Below are 18,521 nucleotides of genomic sequence, written 5' to 3' on the forward strand. Positions count from 1 at the left end.
AGTGGCCAGTGACATTCGGTGAGCAGCCGGCGTACTTGCGTGTCGCGGGTGATCTCCGCAAGAAGATCGTCGACGGTTCACTGCCTCCCCATACCCGGCTTCCCTCCCAGGCCCGCATCCGCGAGGAGTACGGCGTCTCGGACACCGTCGCCCTGGAGGCCCGCAAGGTCCTGATGGCCGAGGGTCTGGTGGAGGGGCGCTCCGGCTCGGGGACGTATGTGCGCGAGCGGCCGGTGCCCAGGAGCGTGGCCCGCTCCGGCTTCCGGCCTTCGGCGGGGGCGACGCCCTTCCGGCAGGAGCAGGCCGACGCCGCGGTGCGCGGCACCTGGGAGTCCAGCAGCGCGCAGGCGACGGCCGGGGCCGTCATCGCCGAGCGGCTCGGCGTCGAGCCCGGCTCGCGGGTCATGCGCACGAAGTACCTGTTCAGGGAGGCGGGGGAGGCCATGATGCTCTCGACCTCCTGGGAGCCCCTCGCGGTCACCGGCCGCACCCCGGTGATGCTGCCGGAGGAGGGGCCGCTCGGCGGCATGGGTGTGGTCGAGCGGATGCGGGCCATCGACGTCATCGTGGACAACGTCACCGAGGAGGTCGGCGCCCGCCCCGGCCTGGCCGAGGAACTGCACGTCCTCGGCGGCGTCCCCGGTCATGTGGTCCTCGTCATCCAGCGCACCTACTTCGCCTCCGGCCGCCCCGTGGAGACCGCCGACGTCGTGATCCCGGCCGACCGGTACCGGGCCGCGTACCACCTGCCCGTGAAGTAGCGCACACCCCGGCACGCGCCGTGGGTCGCCGCGCCGTCGCACGCCCTGGCACCCCGTGCCGTATCCGCCGCTGCAATCCGGCCGTTCTCCCAGGTGATCGCGGGTGCGGCCGGATCGCCCCCGACCCCCGACAACAGCGCGGGGGGCGGCGCGTTCACGGCCGCGCGCCCCCTGCGTTCTGGCTGGTTGCGTACCTCTTTGTGAAAAGACGTATTCGCTCCGTGAAGGTTGGGCGTACGCTCGGGCATATGCGGACTGCGGTTTCCTTAGGCGGGGCTCGGCGGGCGCCCGGGAGTGAGGGAGGGCGGGGCGGTGCGAGAAGGAACGGTGGGGGCCATGAGTGAGGGCACGGACGTCACCCTGCCCTGGATCGTGATACGGCAGGACGACAACGGCAATCGCTACCGCGTGGGACGGTACGCGAGCCGGGCCGAGGCCCAGAAGATCGCCGACAGCCTCGACGACCACGGACACAAGCAGCTCTACTGGGTCGAGCGCATCGGCCAGAACGGCAACGGCGTCCGCAACTGACCTTCCCCGCCTTCCCGTAGGCTCCGTCTCATGACGGATCGCCCCATGACGGACCGGATCGTGGTGGTGGGGGCCGCCCTGCTCGACGCCGGGCGACTGCTCGCCGCGCGCCGCAGCGCACCCCCCGAGCTGGCCGGACGCTGGGAACTGCCCGGCGGCAAGGTCGAGCCGGGTGAACGGCCCGAGGACGCCCTGACGCGTGAACTGGCCGAGGAACTCGGCATCGACGCCGAGCCCGTCGAACGCGTACCGGGGGAGTGGCCGCTGAAGTCCCCCTACGTACTGCGGGTGTGGACCGCCCGGCTGCGTGCCGGCTCCGCCGCCCCCCGGCCCCTCCAGGACCACGACGAACTGCGCTGGCTCACCCCCGACCGGCTCTGGGAGGTGCCCTGGCTCGACCAGGACGTGCCCGCGGTCCGTGAGGTCGCCGCCCGTCTCGGCGCGGGAGCGCGCTGAGCGGCGCCGCGGCCGCGGCGGGGGCGCGGAACCCCTACGCCGTTCGCACCACAGCGCGCCCTCCCGCGCGGTACTGCCCCCTGGATACCGGGTATGTGCCCATTAACCCCATGAAAACGGACATGGGTGGGCTCGCTGGCCTGGGAAGTGATCGGCGTGATCGACACCGATGGCGACTGCGCCGAGTGGATTTTCCCCGCGGAGCCGGGTGTCGTGCGCACCGCCCGGGGCGCGGTCCGCGGCCAACTGCGCGGCTGGGACCTCGACTGCGTCGCCGACCTCGCCGCGCTGCTGGTGAGCGAGCTGGTCACCAACTCCCTGCGGCACGCCACCGGACCCATCGGCGTACGGCTGGTGCGCCCCGCGCGGCTCGGCGCCACCCTGCTGGTCGAGGTCTCCGACCCGCTCCCCGATCCGCCGCGCGAGCGGGTCGCCCAGCCCGAGGACGAGAGCGGCCGCGGCCTGCAACTGGTGGCGGGCGCCGCGCGCCGCTGGGGAACCCGGCCCGGCGGTGGCGGGAAGACCGTCTGGTTCGAGCTGGCGGTGCCCGGCTGAGTGCGGTGTACATCCCGGTGCGCGCCGTCCATCCCGCGAGGCTGCCCGGTGACCGGTGCGGGGGGACGTGATTCGAGGCCGTGTTACCTGGTTAGAAGACTGGAAGTGTTGTCGCGGCCCGGTCCGAAAAGCACCTCGACCGAGCTGTGATCGTGAACACCGTGTTGTGCGGCGCCGTAGTGCTGGATACTGCGGGCAGCCGCCCCCGGTGACCGGTACCGGGTGCGGTGAGCTGGAGGGGACGGTTCGCGTGAGCGAGATACCAGCGAAGGCCACGGAGTCCGAGGACCCGTCGGACGGCGCGAGTGACCGGGCCGCACGCAGTGCGGGCGGCCCGGGTGACGCCATGTGGCAGAGCAGTCCGCCCGGCTCCATCTACGACTACATCAGGGTCGCGTCCTTCTCCATCGGCGCCGATGGACTGGTCGACCAGTGGAGCCTGCGCGCCGAGCAGCTCTTCGGCATCCCCGCCGAACGCGCCGTCGGGATGGACCCGATCGAGGCCTTCGTCGACTCCGACCTGCGCGAGCGCAGCCAGCGCAAGATGGCCGAGATCCTCGACGGGCGGGAGTGGACCGGGGTGGTGCCCTTCCGGATGCCGGACGGCCCGGACGGCGCCCCGGGCGAGGAAGGTCTAGCCGAGGTCTACGTCATGCCCACCCGGACGGCCGAGAGCGAGCGGGCCGCCGTGTGCATCGTGGTGGACGTCCGCACCCTGCGCAGCATCGAGACGGACCTCGCCGCCTCGCAGGCGATTTTCGGTCAGTCTCCGTTCGGATTCCTGCTGATCGACACCGATCTGAGGGTCCGTCGGGCCAACATGCGTTTCGCCTCCATCTTCGGCGGAACCCCGGACGACCACCGTGGCAAGGGGGTCCACGACTACCTGCCGCGCGCCGAGGCGGATCGGGTTTCGGCCACGCTGCGGCGTGTGCTGGAGACCGGTGACTCCATCACCGACATGCATGTGACCGGGTTCGTGCCCGGCTCCGAGGAGCGCCGGCACTGGTCCGTCAACCTCTACCGGGTGCACAGCGGCAGCGGCCGGCCCATCGGCATCGCCTGGCTCGGCACCGACATCACCGCCCGCCGCGCGGCCGCCCGGGAGGCGGCCGCGGCCCGGCGCAACCTCGCGCTGCTCAACGAGGCCGGCGCCCGCATAGGCAACTCCCTCGACCTGGAGACCACGGCCCGCGAACTCCTCGACGTCGTCGTCCCCGGCTTCTGCGACCTCGCCACCGTCGACCTCTACCAGGGGCTGCTCATCGGCGACGAGACCCCGCCCGGCCTCGCCGACGGCAGCGCCGAACTGCGGCGCGTCGCCTTCGCGAGCGCCGTCTCCGACGTGCCGCTCAGCGGCTCCGGAGACGCGGTCGCGGTCGGCGCGGTCCACCACTTCCCCTTCAACTCGCCTTGTGCGGACGCCCTGCGCACCGCCCGGCCGCAGCACGTGCCGCCGGAGGACGGGGAACTCGTGCAGTCGACGCTGGCCGTGCCGATGGTCGCCCACGACACCGTCGTCGGACTCGCGCGGTTCGCCCGCACCAAGGGCAGCGAGCCGTTCGGCGACCGGGACCGGGACCTCGCGGTGGAGCTGGCCGCGCGCGCCGCCGTCTGCATCGACAACGCCCGCCTGTACCGCCGTGAGCACGAGCGGGCGCTGATACTCCAGCGGTCCCTGCTCCCGCCCGGCGACCCCGAGGCCTCCGGTCTCGACATCGCGTGCCGCTACCTGCCGGGCAACGCGGCCACCGAGGTCGGCGGCGACTGGTTCGACGTCATAGAACTCCCCGGTCACCGCACCGCGCTGGTCGTCGGCGACGTCATGGGGCGCGGGCTGCGCGCGGCGGTCGCGATGGGCGAACTGCGCACGGCCGTAAGGACCCTGGCGCTGCTGGACCTCGAACCGGCCGAGGTGCTCTCCGCGCTGGACGAGATCGCCCGCGGCCTCGGCACTCCCGGCGGCGTCCAGCAGGCCACCCGCGCGGCGCGCCAGCCCCGCGACGCCGACCTCTCCGAGGTGTACCTCGCGACCTGTGTGTACGCCGTCTACGACTCCGTCACCAGGCGCTGTACGTTCGCCAACGCCGGCCACCTGCCGCCGGTGCTGGTGGAGCCCGGCGAGGCGGCGCTGATGCTCGACGTGCCGCCCGGCATGCCGCTCGGTGTAGGCGGCGAGCCGTTCGAGGAGGTAGAGGTCGAACTGCCGGAGGGCGCGCTGCTGGCCCTCTACACGGACGGCCTGGTCGAGTCCCGCGACCACCCCCTCGACGAGGGGCTCCAGGCCTTCGTGGGCGCGCTCACCGACCCCTCCCGGCCCCTGGAGGACGTCTGCGACCACGTCCTGAGCACCCTCGACACCCACCACGGCGAGGACGACATCGCGCTGCTGATGGCCCGGGTCCAGGGGCTGCCCGCCGAGTCCGTCGGCGACTGGACGCTGCCGCGTGAGCCGCGCAGCGTGGGGCGGGCCCGTGAGTACGCCCGGGCGCAGTTGGTCGGCTGGGGCCTCGAGCCCCTGGTCGACACGACGGAGCTGCTGGTCAGCGAACTGGTGACGAACGCGCTGCGTTACGGGGAGGGCGAGATCAGGCTGCGGCTGCTGCTGGACCGGACCCTGGTGTGCGAGGTGTGGGACTCCGGTCTCGTGCAGCCGCGGCGACGCCGGGCCCGGGACACGGACGAGGGCGGCCGCGGCCTGCAACTCGTCGGGCTGCTCAGCGCGGCCTGGGGCTCGCGGCGCACGCCGCGCGGCAAGACGGTGTGGTTCGAACTCCCGCTGCCCGGCGGCGAGACCGGCCTGACCGACCCGGCGGAGGCCCTGCTCAGCCTGTTCTGAGAACCGGACCCGGCACGGCGGGGCGGTGCGGCCGCGGCGACGGGCTCCCTGGGTGACCGGTGTCTCCGGCAATTCCCGGTCCGTGCGGCGAGCTGTCCGACTCGGCGCCCCGTACCGTGCGCCCCACGGCCGGGCCCGGCGGGAGGTGCCGGGCGAGCCGCCGCCCCGCCGGGGCCGCTCGGCGGATGGCCGAGGGTGTCCTTCGCACGGGCGGCCCTTCGAGTTGCCGGCCCGAGCGGGGCCCAGCCTCTGACGGACGGCCGGGGCAGGCGGGTCACGGCAGGTGGCGGCGGGAGCGGGTCCCGGGGCCGCCGAAGCTCGCCGGGGGGCCGCCGTCCGGGTCCTCGGCCAGGAGGATGCCGCCGAGGACGGCGCCGGTGAGGCCGGTGGCGTGGCCGTCGGCGAACGGGTTCCCGTGGGTACGCACGTCCCGCTCGGCCAGCTCCCGGGCCTGCCCGGCGAGCACGTCCGCCTCCGTGCCCGAGCCCAGGGCCCGTACCGCCTGCGCCAGCCGGGCCCGCGCCGAGGCGCCCACCGCCGCCCGGTGCACGGCGACGAACTCCTCCGTGGCGTCGACCGAGGCACGTGACACGAGCAGCGCGGCGGCCTCCAGTACCCCGGACCGCCCCGCCTCCAGGCGTTCCACGGCCCGCGTGATCCGGCGCAGCGCGTCCAGCGGGTCGTGGGGACCGCCGGTCAGCTCGGCGCGCACGGCGGCCGACGCGGCGTCCGCGTGCGCGAGCCGGGCCCGCAGTTCACCACCGGTGAGGGAGGTGCGCCCGCCCTCCTTGCGCGCCCCGGCGATCTCCGCCTCCGCGCCGGTCAGCGCGGCCGGCACCAGTGCGGCCGCCTCCCGCAGCCGGGCCGCCAGCCGCTCCACCCCGTCCACCAGGACACCGGCCTGCGTGACACCGCCCTCGGCGGCGCGCAGCTGCCGCGCCGCCCGCGACAGCTCACCCGAATCGGCGCACTGCCGAGCCTCGTTGAGCCGCTCGGTGGTGAACACCAGCCGGTCCTTGGCCTGTTCCACGTATCCGGTGACGGGTGCGCTCGCCGAGGGCGCGTGGCGCTCCCGCAGCCCGGCGGCCGTCGCCTGCGCCGCCGCCGTCCGCGCGGCCAGCTCACGGAACCGCGCCTCCGCGACCTCCAGGGCCGCGGTCACCCCCTGCTCCAGCCCGCGCAGCCGGTCCAGCTCCGCCGCCTCGGCGTCCAGCCGCCGTCCCGCCTCCGCGCACCGCCCGACCACCCCGACCAGTGCCTGCCGGCGGGCCGCCGCGTCCCCCGGAACGCCCTCCTCGTACCGCCGCCACATCGCGAACGCGGCCGACAGCTCGGTCTCCGCCGCCCGCAGGGCGTGGGTGAACGGCTCGACCGCCTCCGCCCCGAACAGCTCCTCGACGAAGGCGAGTTCCTCCCGGCTGCCGCGCACGCAGTCGTCGGCCAGTACCAGCGCGGCACGGGCCTGCCGCTCGTTCTCGGCCGCGGTGGGCACCGGCGGCGCCGCCGGCACCACGCCCGGTGTGGTGCGGGTCCGGGCCCGCCGGGTGCGCCGCAGATACCCGTAACCGGCCAGCGCCCCGGCCGCGCCGAGGGCGGCGAGCGGCAGCACGAGGTCGGTCGCGGAGGTCTCGTCCTGCCCCGGTGCGGCGGCGCCGGCGACCGGCCCGGCCGGGGCGGCGGGAACCGGATCACCTCCCCCCGCCGTCATCATCGGCAACATCAGCCACCCGGTTCCCACGAGCGCGCCGGCCGCCGCGAGCGCCACGCGCACCCGTAGGGGAGCGCGGGAGCGCCGGGGCCGGTCGCGGATCGGGGAGGGCGTCACATTTCGGAGCGTATGGGCAGGTAGGCGCCCGCGCGAGTGGGGCGGACGCGGCTGGGGGAAGACTGTGACAGGGGGTCGGGATGGACAGGGAACGGCACGACCGGAAGACGGAACCGAACGAGGAGACACCGCGGAGCCGACCCCCCGAGCCCCGGCCCGCACCCGCCGACGAGCACCTCGCTCCACCCGATGATCGGCCCGCTCCCACGAACACCCCGAACGCCCCGTCCGACCAGCGGCCGGATCCCGCGAACGGCTCGCTCACGCCCGCCGACGGAAGGCCGGATCCCGCGAACGGCTCGCTCACGCCCCCCGACCAGCGGCCGGATCCCGCGGACAACTCGCCCGCACCCGCCGACGAGCAGGGCGCACTCGCCGAGCGGCGCCCCGATCCCGCGGACGGCGCGCTCACACCCGCCCACGGGCGACCCGATGCAGCCGACGGCCCCCTCGTCCCCGCCGAGCACCGCCCCGGCCCCGCGAACGGCCCGCTCGCACCCGCCGACGACCAGCCCGCGCCCCCCATCGACCAACCCGCCCCCGCCGCCGACCAGCCCCCGCCCGCCAACAGCGGAAAACCCAGGCGCCGCCGCCTTCGCCGTGTTCTGCTCGCGTTGCTCCTGGCTCTGACGCTGCCCCTGCTCACCGCCGAGACGGGCCTCCGTCTCAACTACAACGGCACCCCGGCCCCTGGCACCCTCACCCGGCACAAGGACGCCCTCTGGCTGGGGCACGCCTGGGTGGACGGCCGCAAGAGCGACGCGGACGTCGAGGCTCTCGCCGCCCGCCTCCGGGGCACCGGCATCCGCGACCTCTACGTCCACTCCGGGCCCCTGGAGCACGACGGCACGCTCCCGAAGTCGGCGTACAGGAGGGCGGGTTGGCTCACGGAGGCCGTGCACCGGGAACTCCCCGGCGTCCGGGTCCAGGCCTGGCTCGGCGACGTGCTGGCCAGTGAGGGCCCCGACGGGCTGCGCCTGGAGCGCGCCGCCACCCGCGAGGCGATCGTCGCGTCGACCCGTGGCGTCCTCGACGCCGGCTTCGAGGGCGCCCACTTCGACCTGGAGCCCCTCCACTCCGGCGACCGGGACTACCTCTCCCTCCTCGACGACCTGCGCGCCCTCACCCGGGACCGTCACGCCCTGCTCTCCGTCGCCGCCCACCAGATCGACCCGCTGCCCGGCTTCCACTCCTTCTGGGGCACGACCACCGGCCACCCCAAGTGGTGGTCGCAGGCCTACTTCGGGCAGGTGGCGCGCCGCGTGGACCAGATCGCCGTGATGTCGTACGACACCATGCAGCCGCTGCAGAGCCTGTACGGCGGCTATGTGGCCCAGCAGACCAGCCTCGCGCTGGAGGTCACGCCCAGGAGCACCGACCTGCTCATGGGCCTGCCCTTCTACCACGAGAACCGCTTCGGCCACTGGGCCCACGCGGAGACCGTTCCGGCCGCCGTCCGCGGCGTCCGCCTCGGCCTGTCCCGCACCGACGCCGCCCGCACCCGCTTCGGTGTCGCCCTGTACGTCGACTTCGCGGCCACCGAGGACGACTGGGCCGCGTACCGGCGGGACTGGGTGCGGGGGTAGTACCGCCCGCTACGAGGAGCGTCTCCTGATCTTCGAGCCCAGCCACACCAGCGGGTCGTACTTGCGGTCGACGGCGCGTTCCTTCAACGGGATCAGGGCGTTGTCCGTGATCCGGATGCCCTCCGGGCACACCTCCGTACAGCACTTGGTGATGTTGCAGTAGCCGAGGCCGTGCTCGTCCTGGGCCGTGCGGCCGCGGTCCAGGCCCTGCTCGGCGGCCGCGTCCAGCGGGTGCATGTCCAGCTCGGCGATGCGCATGAGGAAGCGCGGCCCGGCGTACGCCTCCTTGTTCTCCTCGTGGTCGCGCACCACGTGACAGACGTCCTGGCACAGGAAGCACTCGATGCACTTGCGGAACTCCTGCGAGCGCTCCACGTCCTCCTGCGACATGCGGTACTCGCCGGGGCCCAGCCCGGCCGGCGGCACGAACGCCGGGACCTCCCTGGCCTTGCGGTAGTTGTAGCCGACGTCCGTCACCAGGTCCCGGACCACCGGAAAGGCCCGCAGCGGGGTGATGGTGATCGTCTCGTCCCGGCCGAACACCGACATGCGGGTCATGCACAGCAGCCGGGGCCGCCCGTTGATCTCCGCCGAGCAGGAACCGCACTTGCCCGCCTTGCAGTTCCAGCGCACCGCGAGATCGGGTGCCTGGGTGGCCTGGAGGCGGTGCACGATGTCGAGCACCACCTCGCCGTCGTTGACCTCGACCGTGAAGTCCGCCAGGCCACCGCCGCTCACATCGCCCCGCCACACCTTGAAGCGGGCCTCGTAGCTGCTCACTCGTACAGCTCCTCTTCGGCGAGGTACTTGACCAGCTCCTCCTTCTCGAAGAGGGCGAGCAGGTCCGGGCGGACGGGTTCGGTGGTCTCCCGGGTGAGCCGGATCTGGCCCCGGCCGGGATCGGTGCCGGCGAGGGTGCCGCCGGGGTCGGCGAGCGCGCACAGCAGGTTCACGTTGCGCCAGCCGCGGTCCATCGCGGGGTGGTCCTCGCGGGTGTGCCCGCCGCGGGACTCCGTGCGCTCCAGCGCGGCCCGCGCCACGCACTCGCTGACCAGCAGCATGTTCCGCAGGTCGAGGGCCAGGTGCCAGCCCGGGTTGAACTGGCGGTGCCCCTCGACGCCGGCCCGCCGCGCCCGCACCCGCAGCTCGGCCAGCTTGCGCAGGGCCTGCTCCATCTCGCCCTCGCGGCGGATGATGCCGACCAGGTCGTTCATCGTCTGCTGGAGCTCCTGGTGCAGGGTGTACGGGTTCTCCGGCGGGCCCGCCTCGCCCTCCGTCTGGGCGGAGAACGGGCGCAGGGCCTCCGCGGACGCCGTGTTGACCTGCGCGTCGTCGACCCGCGGACGCCGGTCCGCCAGGCCCCGCGCGTACTCCGCCGCGTGCCAGCCGGCCCGCCGCCCGAACACCAGCAGGTCGGAGAGCGAGTTGCCGCCGAGCCGGTTGGAGCCGTGCATGCCGCCGGCGACCTCACCGGCCGCGAACAGCCCCGGCACGCCGCGCGCCGCCGCCGTGTCGGACTCGACGGCGATGCCGCCCATCACGTAGTGGCAGGTCGGCCCGACCTCCATCGCCTCCGCCGTGATGTCGACGTCCGCGAGCTCCTTGAACTGGTGGTACATCGACGGCAGCCGGCGCCGGACGACCTCGGCGGGCATCCGTGTGGACACGTCCAGGAAGACCCCGCCGTGCGGCGAGCCGCGGCCCTCCTTCACCTCGGAGTTGATCGCCCGGGCCACCTCGTCGCGGGGCAGCAGCTCGGGAGGCCGGCGGTTGTGCTCGGGGTCGTCGTACCACCGGTCGGCCTCCTCCTCCGACTCGGCGTACTTCTCCTTGAACACGTCCGGGACGTAGTCGAACATGAACCGCTTGTTCTCGGAGTTGCGCAGCACGCCGCCGTCCCCGCGCACCGACTCGGTGACGAGGATGCCCTTGACCGACGGCGGCCAGACCATGCCCGTCGGATGGAACTGCACGAACTCCATGTTCAGCAGCGGCGCGCCGGCCAGCAGCGCGAGGGCGTGCCCGTCGCCGGTGTACTCCCACGAGTTCGAGGTGACCTTGAACGACTTGCCGATCCCGCCGGTCGCGACGACCACGGCGGGGGCCTCCAGGACGAAGAACCGTCCGGTCTCGCGCTCGTAGCCGAAGACGCCGCCGACCTGATCGCCGTCCTTGAGGATCCGCGTGACCGTGCACTCCTGGAACACCTTCAGCCGCGACTCGTGGTCCCCGGTCTTTCTGGCGTCCTCCTGCTGGAGCGAGACGATCTTCTGCTGGAGGGTGCGGATCAGCTCCAGGCCCGTGCGGTCCCCGACGTGTGCGAGCCGCGGGTACTCGTGGCCGCCGAAGTTGCGCTGGGAGATGCGGCCGTCCCTGGTCCGGTCGAACAGCGCGCCCCAGGTCTCCAGCTCCCACACCCGGTCCGGGGCCTCCCGGGCGTGCAGCTCGGCCATCCGCCACTGGTTGAGGAACTTCCCGCCGCGCATGGTGTCGCGGAAGTGGACCTGCCAGGTGTCGTGCTCGTTGGCGTTCGCCATCGCCGCCGCGATGCCGCCCTCGGCCATCACCGTGTGCGCCTTGCCGAACAGCGACTTGCAGATCACCGCCGTACGGGCGCCCCGCTCGCGTGCCTCGATCGCGGCGCGCAGCCCGGCGCCTCCGGCACCGACCACGACGACGTCCCACTCCTGCCGGTCGACCACGGACATCAATCAGTCCCTCACTGGAGTCACTAGAAGAAGCGCGGATCGTCGAAGACGCCGGACGCGACGAGATAGACGTAGAAGTCGGCGAGCGCCACGCTCACCAGGGACGACCAGGCCAGCAGCATGTGATGGGCGTTCAGCCGCCCGACGAACCGCCATGCGCGGTAGCGCACGGGGTGCCGGGAGAAGTGCTTGAGCTTGCCGCCGACGATGTGCCGGCAGGAGTGGCAGGAGATCGTGTACGCCCAGATCAGCACGATGTTGGCCAGGAAGACCAGGGTGCCGAGGCCCATGTGGCCCCAGCGGTAGTGCGTGTCCCGGAAGGACAGCACGGTGTCGTAGGTCAGCACGCCCGCGACCAGCAGGGCGGCGTAGAAGAAGTAGCGGTGGACGTTCTGCAGGATCAGCGGGAAGCGGGTCTCGCCGGTGTATCCGCGGTGCGGCTCGGCCACCGCGCAGGCGGGCGGGGACGCCCAGAAGCTGCGGTAGTACGCCTTGCGGTAGTAGTAGCAGGTGAGGCGGAAGCCGAGCGGGAAGATCAGGATGATGATCGCGGGGGAGACGCCCCACCAGCTCCCGAAGAGATCCGCGTTCGGCCCGGCGCGCATGGTGCGGCAGTTCTCCGCCAGGCAGGGCGAGTAGAACGGGGAGACGTACGGCGCCGCGTAGTAGTGCGTGTTCGCGAACGCCCGCCAGGTCGAGTAGACGACGAAGGCGAGCAGACCGGCCGCGGTGACGGCGGGCGCCAGCCACCAGCGGTCGGTCCGCAGGTGCGGTGCGGCGATCGCGGCGCGCGTGGCGCCGCGTACGCCGCCGCTGTCCGGTTGGGATTCCGTACCAGTAGCCAAGACGGGACTCCGGTCGGTTCGGGGTTCAGGGAGCGTGCCGGTCGCGGGCGCCCAGACCCTCGTCGTCCGAGTCCGTCCACAGGCTGATGTCGTACGGCGTGTCGGAGATGGTGACGAGATCGGGCCGGTTCGGGGCGGCCGCGTGGTTCGCCGCCTCGCGCAGCAGCCGCAGGCTGTCGCGCAGATGGTCGGCGTCCATCCGGACCCGGCGCATCTCCAGGCCACCGCTGCCGAGCTGCTGCTCCAGGCGTCCGATCGACCGGTGCAGGTCGTCCAGGCAGCGCTGGACGGATGTCAGTTCGTCGTGCACGGACATGACTTGCCCTCACTTCCGCGGGTCTGCGGGCCTTGAGCGGCGACGTTCATGCGCCTTGGAGTGTTGCGCGTCACACCTGGTGCTGTGAAGAGATGTGCACCGATTGGCCGAGGCGTACGGATGCACTTTCGGTGTGTTGCGCCGCACGGGTGGGGTTCGTGTCCGTTGCCGCCGTGTCGCTCGCTGTTGCCGGATCCTTTCCTCTTCAGTGGGTGCATAGATCTGATCAGCTCCATATACCGCCAAAAGTGATCATAACGCCCGCGGCTTCCCGGAGGTAGCAGAGATGTCCCACCACGGCGTCGGCCTGCGCGCGGTCCTGCGCCCGGCCGCCATCCTCACCGCGGGCGCCCTAGCGGTGCCGCTCCTGGCCGGCTGTGGCTCCGACGAGGAGGCGAGCCGCCCCCTGGCCGGGCAGGACATCGGCCTCGTCGCCCGCGACAAGGTCACCGAGGGCGGCACGCTGAAGTGGGCCGTGGACGCCGTTCCGGAGACCCTGAACACCTACCAGGCCGACGCCGACGCGGGCACCACCCGCGTCGCGCAGGCGGTGCTGCCGTCGATGTTCCGTTCCGACGCGAACGGCCGGCCGGTGGTGAACCCGGCCTATGTGGAGTCCGCCAAGGTCATCGAGACCGAGCCGCGCCAGGTCGTGCTGTACAAGCTGAACCAGCAGGCGGTGTGGAGCGACGGCCGGGAGATCGGTGCCGCGGACTTCGCCGCCCAGTGGCGCGCGCTGTCCGGCAAGGACAGCGCCTACTGGACCGCCCGCAACGCCGGCTACGACCGCATCGAGAAGATCGAGCGCGGCTCCGGCGACCTCCAGGTCCGGGTCACCTTCTCCCGCCCCTACGCCGACTGGAAGTCGCTGTTCTCCCCGCTGTACCCGAAGGACGTCATGGGCACCCCGGACGCCTTCAACGACGGCGCCCGCCGGAAGCTGAACGTCACCGCGGGCCCCTTCAAGGTGGAGAAGGTCGACACCGCCAAGAAGGACGTCGTCCTGACCCGCAACGCGCGCTGGTGGGGCAGCCCCGCCAAGCTGAACGAGATCGTGCTGCACGCGGTGGACCGCGACAAGCGGGTGTCGGCGCTCGCCGACGGAACCGTGCAGATCGCCGACATCGACTCCGCCGACGCCGAGCGGATCAAGGCGGCCTCCGGCTCGGGCGGCTCCCCGCTGCGGGGCGGCGGCAAGACCTCCGCGGGCAAGCTGCGGTCGTGGGCGCTCGCGCACGGCTTCGAAGCCGAGCAGGTGAAGGTCGGCAGGAAGAAGCTGCGCAAGGCGATCACCCGGTACCTGGAGCAGCAGGAGGAACTGCGCGCCTTCGGCGTCCGCAAGTCGCTGGAGCCCGCCTACACCCAGCTCGCCCTCAACGGCGCCGGGGGCATGCTCGCCGACGAGCGGGTCCGCCGGGCCGTCGCGCGGGCCCTCGACCGCGAGGAGCTGGCCAAGGTCGTGCTGACCCCGCTCGGCCTGCCCGCCGTGCCGGTCGGCAGTCACCTGGCCCTGTCCGGGCAGGACGCGTACGCCGACGGCAGCGGCGCCCTGGGCGGCCCGGACGTCAAGGAGGCGCAGGCGCTGCTCACGGACGCGGGCTGGGTGGCCGGCGGACCGGTGAAGGAGCGGAAGCCGGCCGAGAAGGCGGCCGGCGCCGAGAGCGGCAAGGGCGACAAGGAGAAGAAGTCCGACGGCGGCAAGGACGGCGAGTACATCGTCGGCGAGGACGACAAGGCCAAGGGGCACGAGTCGGCCGAGGAGCGCAGGGAGAAGGGCGACGAGGGCGGCAAGCACCTCGCGCAGGACGGCAGGCAGTACTCCGGCAAGGACCTGAAGCAGGGCGGCGCGCCGGGCGCCTACGCCCCGCGGGGCACCGCCGCCCCGGCCGGCGCCGTGACCGCGCCGCTGGCCAAGGACGGCAAGGCGCTCGACCTGCGCTTCGTGCTCCCCTCGGGGCCGGGGTCCGAGACGCTGGACACCGTCGCCGCCCGGATCTCGGCGATGCTGACGAAGGTCGGCATCCGCACGACGATCACCAAGGTCTCGGACGAGAGCTACTTCAAGGACCACATCGCCTCCGGCGACTACGACCTCGCCCTGTACTCGTGGCCGTCCTCCGCCTTCCCCGCCACCGACGCCCGGCCGATCTACGGCAAGCCGATCCCGGCCGCCGACGGTTCGGTGAACATCGAGCAGAACTACACCCGGGTCGGCACCGACCAGGTCGACCAGCTCTTCGACCAGGCCGCGGCGACGCTGGACGAGGACGAGGCGCGCGACCTGATCCGCAAGGCGGACTCCCGTATCTGGGCCGCGGCCGCCTCCATCCCGCTCTACCAGCGGCCCGAGCTGGTCGGCGTGCGCAAGGACGTGGTCAACGCGGGCGCGTTCGGCTTCCGGACGCCGGTCTACGAGGACATGGGCTTCCTGAAGAAGGGCGCGAAGATCGCGCCCGGCCCGACCGCCACGAAGTGAGACCCGGCCCGTCCGGCCGGTGAACCGGAACCCGTCCGGAAAGTGGACCTGAGCACGTCCGGAGCGTGAACACGGGCCGTCCGGCACCCGACCCCGTGGCCCTGCGGAGGCCTTCACCCGCAGGGCCACGTACCATGGGGTGAGGCCGTGGCGTGTCCAGCCCGGCAGGGCCCGCGCATCAGAAGACGTCCGCGCAGGGCAATCCTCATACTCCGGGAGTACGCCGCAATATGGCCACGCGCCACGACATCCGTAACGTCGCCATCGTCGCCCACGTCGACCACGGCAAGACCACCATCGTCGACGGCATGCTGAAGCAGGCCGGCGCGTTCGCCGCCCACCAGCTCGACCAGGTGGACGACCGGGTCATGGACTCGAACGACCTGGAGCGTGAGAAGGGCATCACGATCCTCGCCAAGAACACGGCGGTGAAGTACCACCCGAAGGACGGTGGGGAACCGATCACGATCAACATCATCGACACCCCCGGCCACGCCGACTTCGGTGGTGAGGTCGAGCGCGGTCTGTCGATGGTGGACGGCGTGGTGCTGCTGGTGGACGCCTCCGAGGGCCCGCTTCCGCAGACCCGCTTCGTGCTGCGCAAGGCCCTCCAGCAGCGCCTGCCCGTCATCCTGTGCATCAACAAGACGGACCGCCCCGACTCCCGGATCGACGAGGTCGTCAACGAGACGTACGACCTCTTCCTGGACCTCGACGCGGACGAGGACCAGATCGAGTTCCCGATCGTCTACGCCTGCGGCCGTGACGGCGTCGCCTCGCTGACCAAGCCGGACGACGGCACGGTCCCGTCCGACAGCGACAGCCTGGAGCCGTTCTTCTCCACCATCCTGGAGCACATCCCGGCCCCCACCTTCGACGAGGAGGCCCCGCTCCAGGCCCACGTCACCAACCTCGACGCCGACAACTTCCTCGGCCGTATCGCGCTGCTCCGCGTTGAGCAGGGCGAGCTGCGCAAGGGCCAGACGGTCGCCTGGATCAAGCGCGACGGTTCCATCAGCAACGTCCGCATCACCGAGCTGATGATGACCGAGGCGCTCACCCGCAAGCCCGCCGAGAAGGCCGGCCCGGGTGACATCTGCGCGGTCGCCGGTATCCCGGAGATCATGATCGGCGAGACCCTCGCCGACACGGAGAACCCGATCCCGCTTCCGCTGATCACGGTCGACGAGCCGGCCATCTCCATGGTCATCGGCACCAACACCTCCCCGCTGGTCGGCCGCGGCGGCACCGGCAAGGGCGCCGACGCGAAGGCGGCGGTCAAGGACCGCAAGGTCACCGCCCGCCAGGTCAAGGACCGCCTCGACCGCGAGCTGATCGGCAACGTCTCGCTGCGCGTCCTGGACACCGAGCGTCCGGACGCCTGGGAGGTCCAGGGCCGTGGTGAGCTGGCGCTCGCCATCCTGGTCGAGCAGATGCGCCGCGAGGGCTTCGAGCTGACCATCGGCAAGCCGCAGGTCGTCACCAAGGACGTCGACGGCAAGACCTACGAGCCGGTCGAGCGCATGACGATCGACGTGCCCGAGGAGCACATGGGTGCCGTCACCCAGCTCATGGGCGTCCGCAAGGGCCGGATGGACAACATGTCCAACCACGGCTCGGGCTGGGTCCGCATGGAGTTCGTGGTGCCCTCCCGCGGCCTCATCGGCTTCCGGACCGAGTTCCTGACCCAGACCCGCGGTACGGGTATCGGACACTCCATCCACGAGGGCTTCGAGCCCTGGTTCGGCCCCCTGCAGACCCGTAACAACGGCTCGCTGGTCGCCGACCGCTCCGGTGCCGTCACCGCCTTCGCGATGACGAACCTCCAGGAGCGCGGCGTGCTGTTCACGGAGCCGGGCACCGAGGTGTACGAGGGCATGATCGTCGGTGAGAACTCGCGCTCCGACGACATGGACGTGAACATCACCAAGGAGAAGAAGCTCACGAACATGCGGTCCTCGTCGGCCGACTCGTTCGAGGCGATCGTGCCGCCGCGCAAGCTGTCGCTGGAGCAGTCCCTGGAGTTCTGCCGCGACGACGAGTGCGTCGAGGTGACCCCGGAGGCGGTTCGCATCCGCAAGGTGAACCTGGACGCCCGCGAGCGCGCCCGCGCCGCGAGCCGCGCCAAGCACGGCTGACGCCGGCGCCCCAGCCCGCAGAACCCGGCCCTCCGCCGTCAGGAGGGCCGGGCTTTCGGCATGTATGTCCTGACCCCGCACGGGTAGCGACTCCCTGAGCGGTTCGCCCGGACAGCCGCCGGTACCGAGTGTTCGGATAGCGGGGACAAGCGCGTCAAGTTTCGGACATGTAACGAAAAAAAAGTCACAACCTGTCCGATTTGCCGAGAACCCTTTGGGCATGTCAAGCGCGCACAGGTGTCGATCTCTGCAATTTTTGCTCAAAATAATGACGGTAGGGAGATCCCTATGTCTTCCGCCCTTGACGCGCGTTGAACGCATTGGCGAAAGTTCCCCCAAACCGCAGAACTCTCCGGTATCTGCGCTGCGCTCAGCTCTCCAACCCCCCGGGGGAAGAACTCACATGTCCAGTCCTGCCAAGGCTGAAGGCTCCGGGCCGTCGGTTGCCCTGGAGCCCGAACTCGAGCCGGCTCCTGCGCCCGCCAAGGGCGAGACCAAGCTCGAGGGTCGCTCTCCCGGCCAGTTGATGTGGCAGCGCTTCAAGCGTGACCGTACCGGTGTCATCTGTGCGGTGATAGTGATTTTGTACTTCGTCATCGCTCTGGCGGCGCCGCTGCTGACGAAGCTCAGCGGGACGGACCCGTACACGCTGTACGGCCAGGACCCGACCTACCAGGACTCCCCGGTCCTCGACGAGTTCGGTCTGCCGCTCGGCTACTTCGGCGGTCTGTCCGGGTCGCACTGGTTCGGCGTCGAGCCGCAGTACGGCCGCGACGTGTTCGCGATGCTGGTCTACGGCATGCGCACCTCGCTGTACATGGCGGTGGGCATCACGGTCCTGATGATGGTGACGGGTATCGTCCTCGGTCTGATCGGCGGCTACTTCGGCGGCAGGACCGACTACTGGATCGGCCGCGTCACCGACTTCTTCCTCGCCTTCCCGCAGCAGCTGTTCTTCATCGCCTTCATGCCCGTGGTGACCGCGTTCTTCGTGGACCCGCGCGAGGCGACCCCCACGTACCTCCGTGCCGTGGCGATGCTGATCGTGCTCTGGCTGCTCGGCTGGATGGGCATGGCGCGCCTGGTGCGCTCGACCGTGCTGTCCCTGCGTGAGCGGGAGTTCGTGGAGGCCGCCAAGGTCTCCGGCGCCTCGCCCTGGCGGATCGTCCGCAAGGAGATCCTCCCGAACGTGGTGACGCCCATCCTGGTGCAGTTCACGTACACGCTGCCCAGCACCATCCTCACCATCGCGTTCCTGTCCTTCGCCGGAGTCGGCTTCGTCGAGCCGACCCCGGACTGGGGAAAGCTGTTCGCCAACGGTGCCAAGTACACCGAGCAGGACCCGGCGTTCCTCTTCTTCCCCGGTCTCGCCCTGGTGATCTTCGTCCTGGCCTTCAACCTCCTCGGAGACTCGGTGCGGGACGCGTTCGACCCCAAGTCCGGACGGTAGTTCGTCCAACCGGTGGGGGATGACTGCCACCCCCG

14 protein-coding genes are annotated in these 18,521 nt (G+C 71.8%); 9 read left to right on the plus strand and 5 right to left on the minus strand.

Annotation, left to right across the window (positions count from 1 at the left end):
- Nucleotides 1-8: 8 nt before the first annotated feature.
- The 5 genes from ACWCPN_RS14055 (at nt 9) to ACWCPN_RS14075 (ending at nt 5,142) form a co-directional block, all read left to right on the plus strand.
- Nucleotides 9-761 (plus strand): GntR family transcriptional regulator, encoded by a 753-nt coding sequence (locus ACWCPN_RS14055; protein WP_451205348.1) that lies wholly within the window; start codon nt 9-11, stop codon nt 759-761.
- Nucleotides 762-1,097: 336 nt separating this feature from the next.
- Nucleotides 1,098-1,292, plus strand: a complete 195-nt coding sequence (locus ACWCPN_RS14060; protein ID WP_199211866.1) for an SPOR domain-containing protein — start codon at nt 1,098-1,100, stop codon at nt 1,290-1,292.
- A gap of 45 nt (nt 1,293-1,337) precedes the next feature.
- Nucleotides 1,338-1,748 (plus strand): (deoxy)nucleoside triphosphate pyrophosphohydrolase, encoded by a 411-nt coding sequence (locus ACWCPN_RS14065; protein WP_451206021.1) that lies wholly within the window; start codon nt 1,338-1,340, stop codon nt 1,746-1,748.
- A 126-nt stretch (nt 1,749-1,874) separates the two neighbouring features.
- A complete protein-coding gene (locus ACWCPN_RS14070; protein ID WP_451205351.1) occupies nt 1,875-2,303 on the plus strand; it encodes an ATP-binding protein in 429 nt (142 codons plus the stop codon).
- 250 nt (nt 2,304-2,553) lie between these two features.
- Nucleotides 2,554-5,142 (plus strand): SpoIIE family protein phosphatase, encoded by a 2,589-nt coding sequence (locus ACWCPN_RS14075; protein ID WP_451205354.1) that lies wholly within the window; start codon nt 2,554-2,556, stop codon nt 5,140-5,142.
- 274 nt (nt 5,143-5,416) lie between these two features.
- Here the strand turns inward: ACWCPN_RS14075 and ACWCPN_RS14080 are convergent, their stop codons facing one another.
- A complete protein-coding gene (locus ACWCPN_RS14080; RefSeq protein WP_451205356.1) occupies nt 5,417-6,967 on the minus strand; it encodes a hypothetical protein in 1,551 nt (516 codons plus the stop codon).
- A 524-nt stretch (nt 6,968-7,491) separates the two neighbouring features.
- On the opposite strand from ACWCPN_RS14080, the gene ACWCPN_RS14085 reads away from it, so the two are divergent.
- Nucleotides 7,492-8,553 (plus strand): hypothetical protein, encoded by a 1,062-nt coding sequence (locus ACWCPN_RS14085; RefSeq protein ID WP_451206024.1) that lies wholly within the window; start codon nt 7,492-7,494, stop codon nt 8,551-8,553.
- A 9-nt stretch (nt 8,554-8,562) separates the two neighbouring features.
- Here ACWCPN_RS14085 and ACWCPN_RS14090 read toward each other — a convergent pair whose 3' ends face one another.
- Genes ACWCPN_RS14090 through ACWCPN_RS14105 form a run of 4 tightly spaced genes read right to left on the minus strand, consistent with a single transcriptional unit; the run spans nt 8,563 to nt 12,422 of the window.
- Nucleotides 8,563-9,333, minus strand: coding sequence for a succinate dehydrogenase/fumarate reductase iron-sulfur subunit (locus tag ACWCPN_RS14090; RefSeq protein ID WP_451205359.1), 771 nt, complete (start codon nt 9,331-9,333; stop codon nt 8,563-8,565).
- Nucleotides 9,330-11,261, minus strand: a complete 1,932-nt coding sequence (locus ACWCPN_RS14095) for a fumarate reductase/succinate dehydrogenase flavoprotein subunit (RefSeq protein WP_451205362.1) — start codon at nt 11,259-11,261, stop codon at nt 9,330-9,332. The genes ACWCPN_RS14090 and ACWCPN_RS14095 overlap by 4 nt, the downstream gene beginning before the upstream one ends.
- Before the next feature lie 23 nt (nt 11,262-11,284).
- A complete protein-coding gene (locus ACWCPN_RS14100; RefSeq protein WP_451205365.1) occupies nt 11,285-12,106 on the minus strand; it encodes a hypothetical protein in 822 nt (273 codons plus the stop codon).
- Between the two features lie 25 nt (nt 12,107-12,131).
- The gene (locus tag ACWCPN_RS14105) at nt 12,132-12,422 is read right to left on the minus strand and encodes a hypothetical protein (RefSeq protein WP_199211871.1); all 291 of its coding nucleotides are present in this window, start codon (nt 12,420-12,422) and stop codon (nt 12,132-12,134) included.
- A 286-nt stretch (nt 12,423-12,708) separates the two neighbouring features.
- Between ACWCPN_RS14105 and ACWCPN_RS14110 the strand changes: the two genes are divergently transcribed.
- The 3 genes from ACWCPN_RS14110 to ACWCPN_RS14120 all read left to right on the plus strand — a co-directional run bounded on the left by ACWCPN_RS14110 (nt 12,709) and on the right by ACWCPN_RS14120 (nt 18,486).
- On the plus strand, nt 12,709-14,898 hold the full coding sequence (locus tag ACWCPN_RS14110; RefSeq protein WP_451205368.1) for an ABC transporter family substrate-binding protein: 2,190 nt from the start codon (nt 12,709-12,711) through the stop codon (nt 14,896-14,898).
- A gap of 230 nt (nt 14,899-15,128) precedes the next feature.
- Nucleotides 15,129-17,036 (plus strand): translational GTPase TypA, encoded by a 1,908-nt coding sequence (gene typA, locus ACWCPN_RS14115; RefSeq protein ID WP_451205371.1) that lies wholly within the window; start codon nt 15,129-15,131, stop codon nt 17,034-17,036.
- Between the two features lie 403 nt (nt 17,037-17,439).
- The gene (locus ACWCPN_RS14120) at nt 17,440-18,486 is read left to right on the plus strand and encodes an ABC transporter permease (protein WP_451205374.1); all 1,047 of its coding nucleotides are present in this window, start codon (nt 17,440-17,442) and stop codon (nt 18,484-18,486) included.
- Nucleotides 18,487-18,521 lie beyond the last annotated feature (35 nt).

Source organism: Streptomyces sp. NPDC002386, from assembly GCF_053593175.1.

What these genes read in the sequence shown, in the direction of transcription:
- ACWCPN_RS14060 (WP_199211866.1), top strand. Translation starts at nt 1,098, where the DNA reads ATGAGTGAGGGCACGGACGTCACCCTGCCCTGGATCGTGATACGGCAG.
- ACWCPN_RS14065 (WP_451206021.1), top strand. Translation starts at nt 1,338, where the DNA reads ATGACGGACCGGATCGTGGTGGTGGGGGCCGCCCTGCTCGACGCCGGG.
- ACWCPN_RS14120 (WP_451205374.1), top strand. Translation starts at nt 17,440, where the DNA reads ATGTCCAGTCCTGCCAAGGCTGAAGGCTCCGGGCCGTCGGTTGCCCTG.
- typA (WP_451205371.1), top strand. Translation starts at nt 15,129, where the DNA reads ATGGCCACGCGCCACGACATCCGTAACGTCGCCATCGTCGCCCACGTC.
- ACWCPN_RS14095 (WP_451205362.1), bottom strand. Translation starts at nt 11,261, where the DNA reads ATGTCCGTGGTCGACCGGCAGGAGTGGGACGTCGTCGTGGTCGGTGCC.
- ACWCPN_RS14105 (WP_199211871.1), bottom strand. Translation starts at nt 12,422, where the DNA reads ATGTCCGTGCACGACGAACTGACATCCGTCCAGCGCTGCCTGGACGAC.
- ACWCPN_RS14110 (WP_451205368.1), top strand. Translation starts at nt 12,709, where the DNA reads ATGTCCCACCACGGCGTCGGCCTGCGCGCGGTCCTGCGCCCGGCCGCC.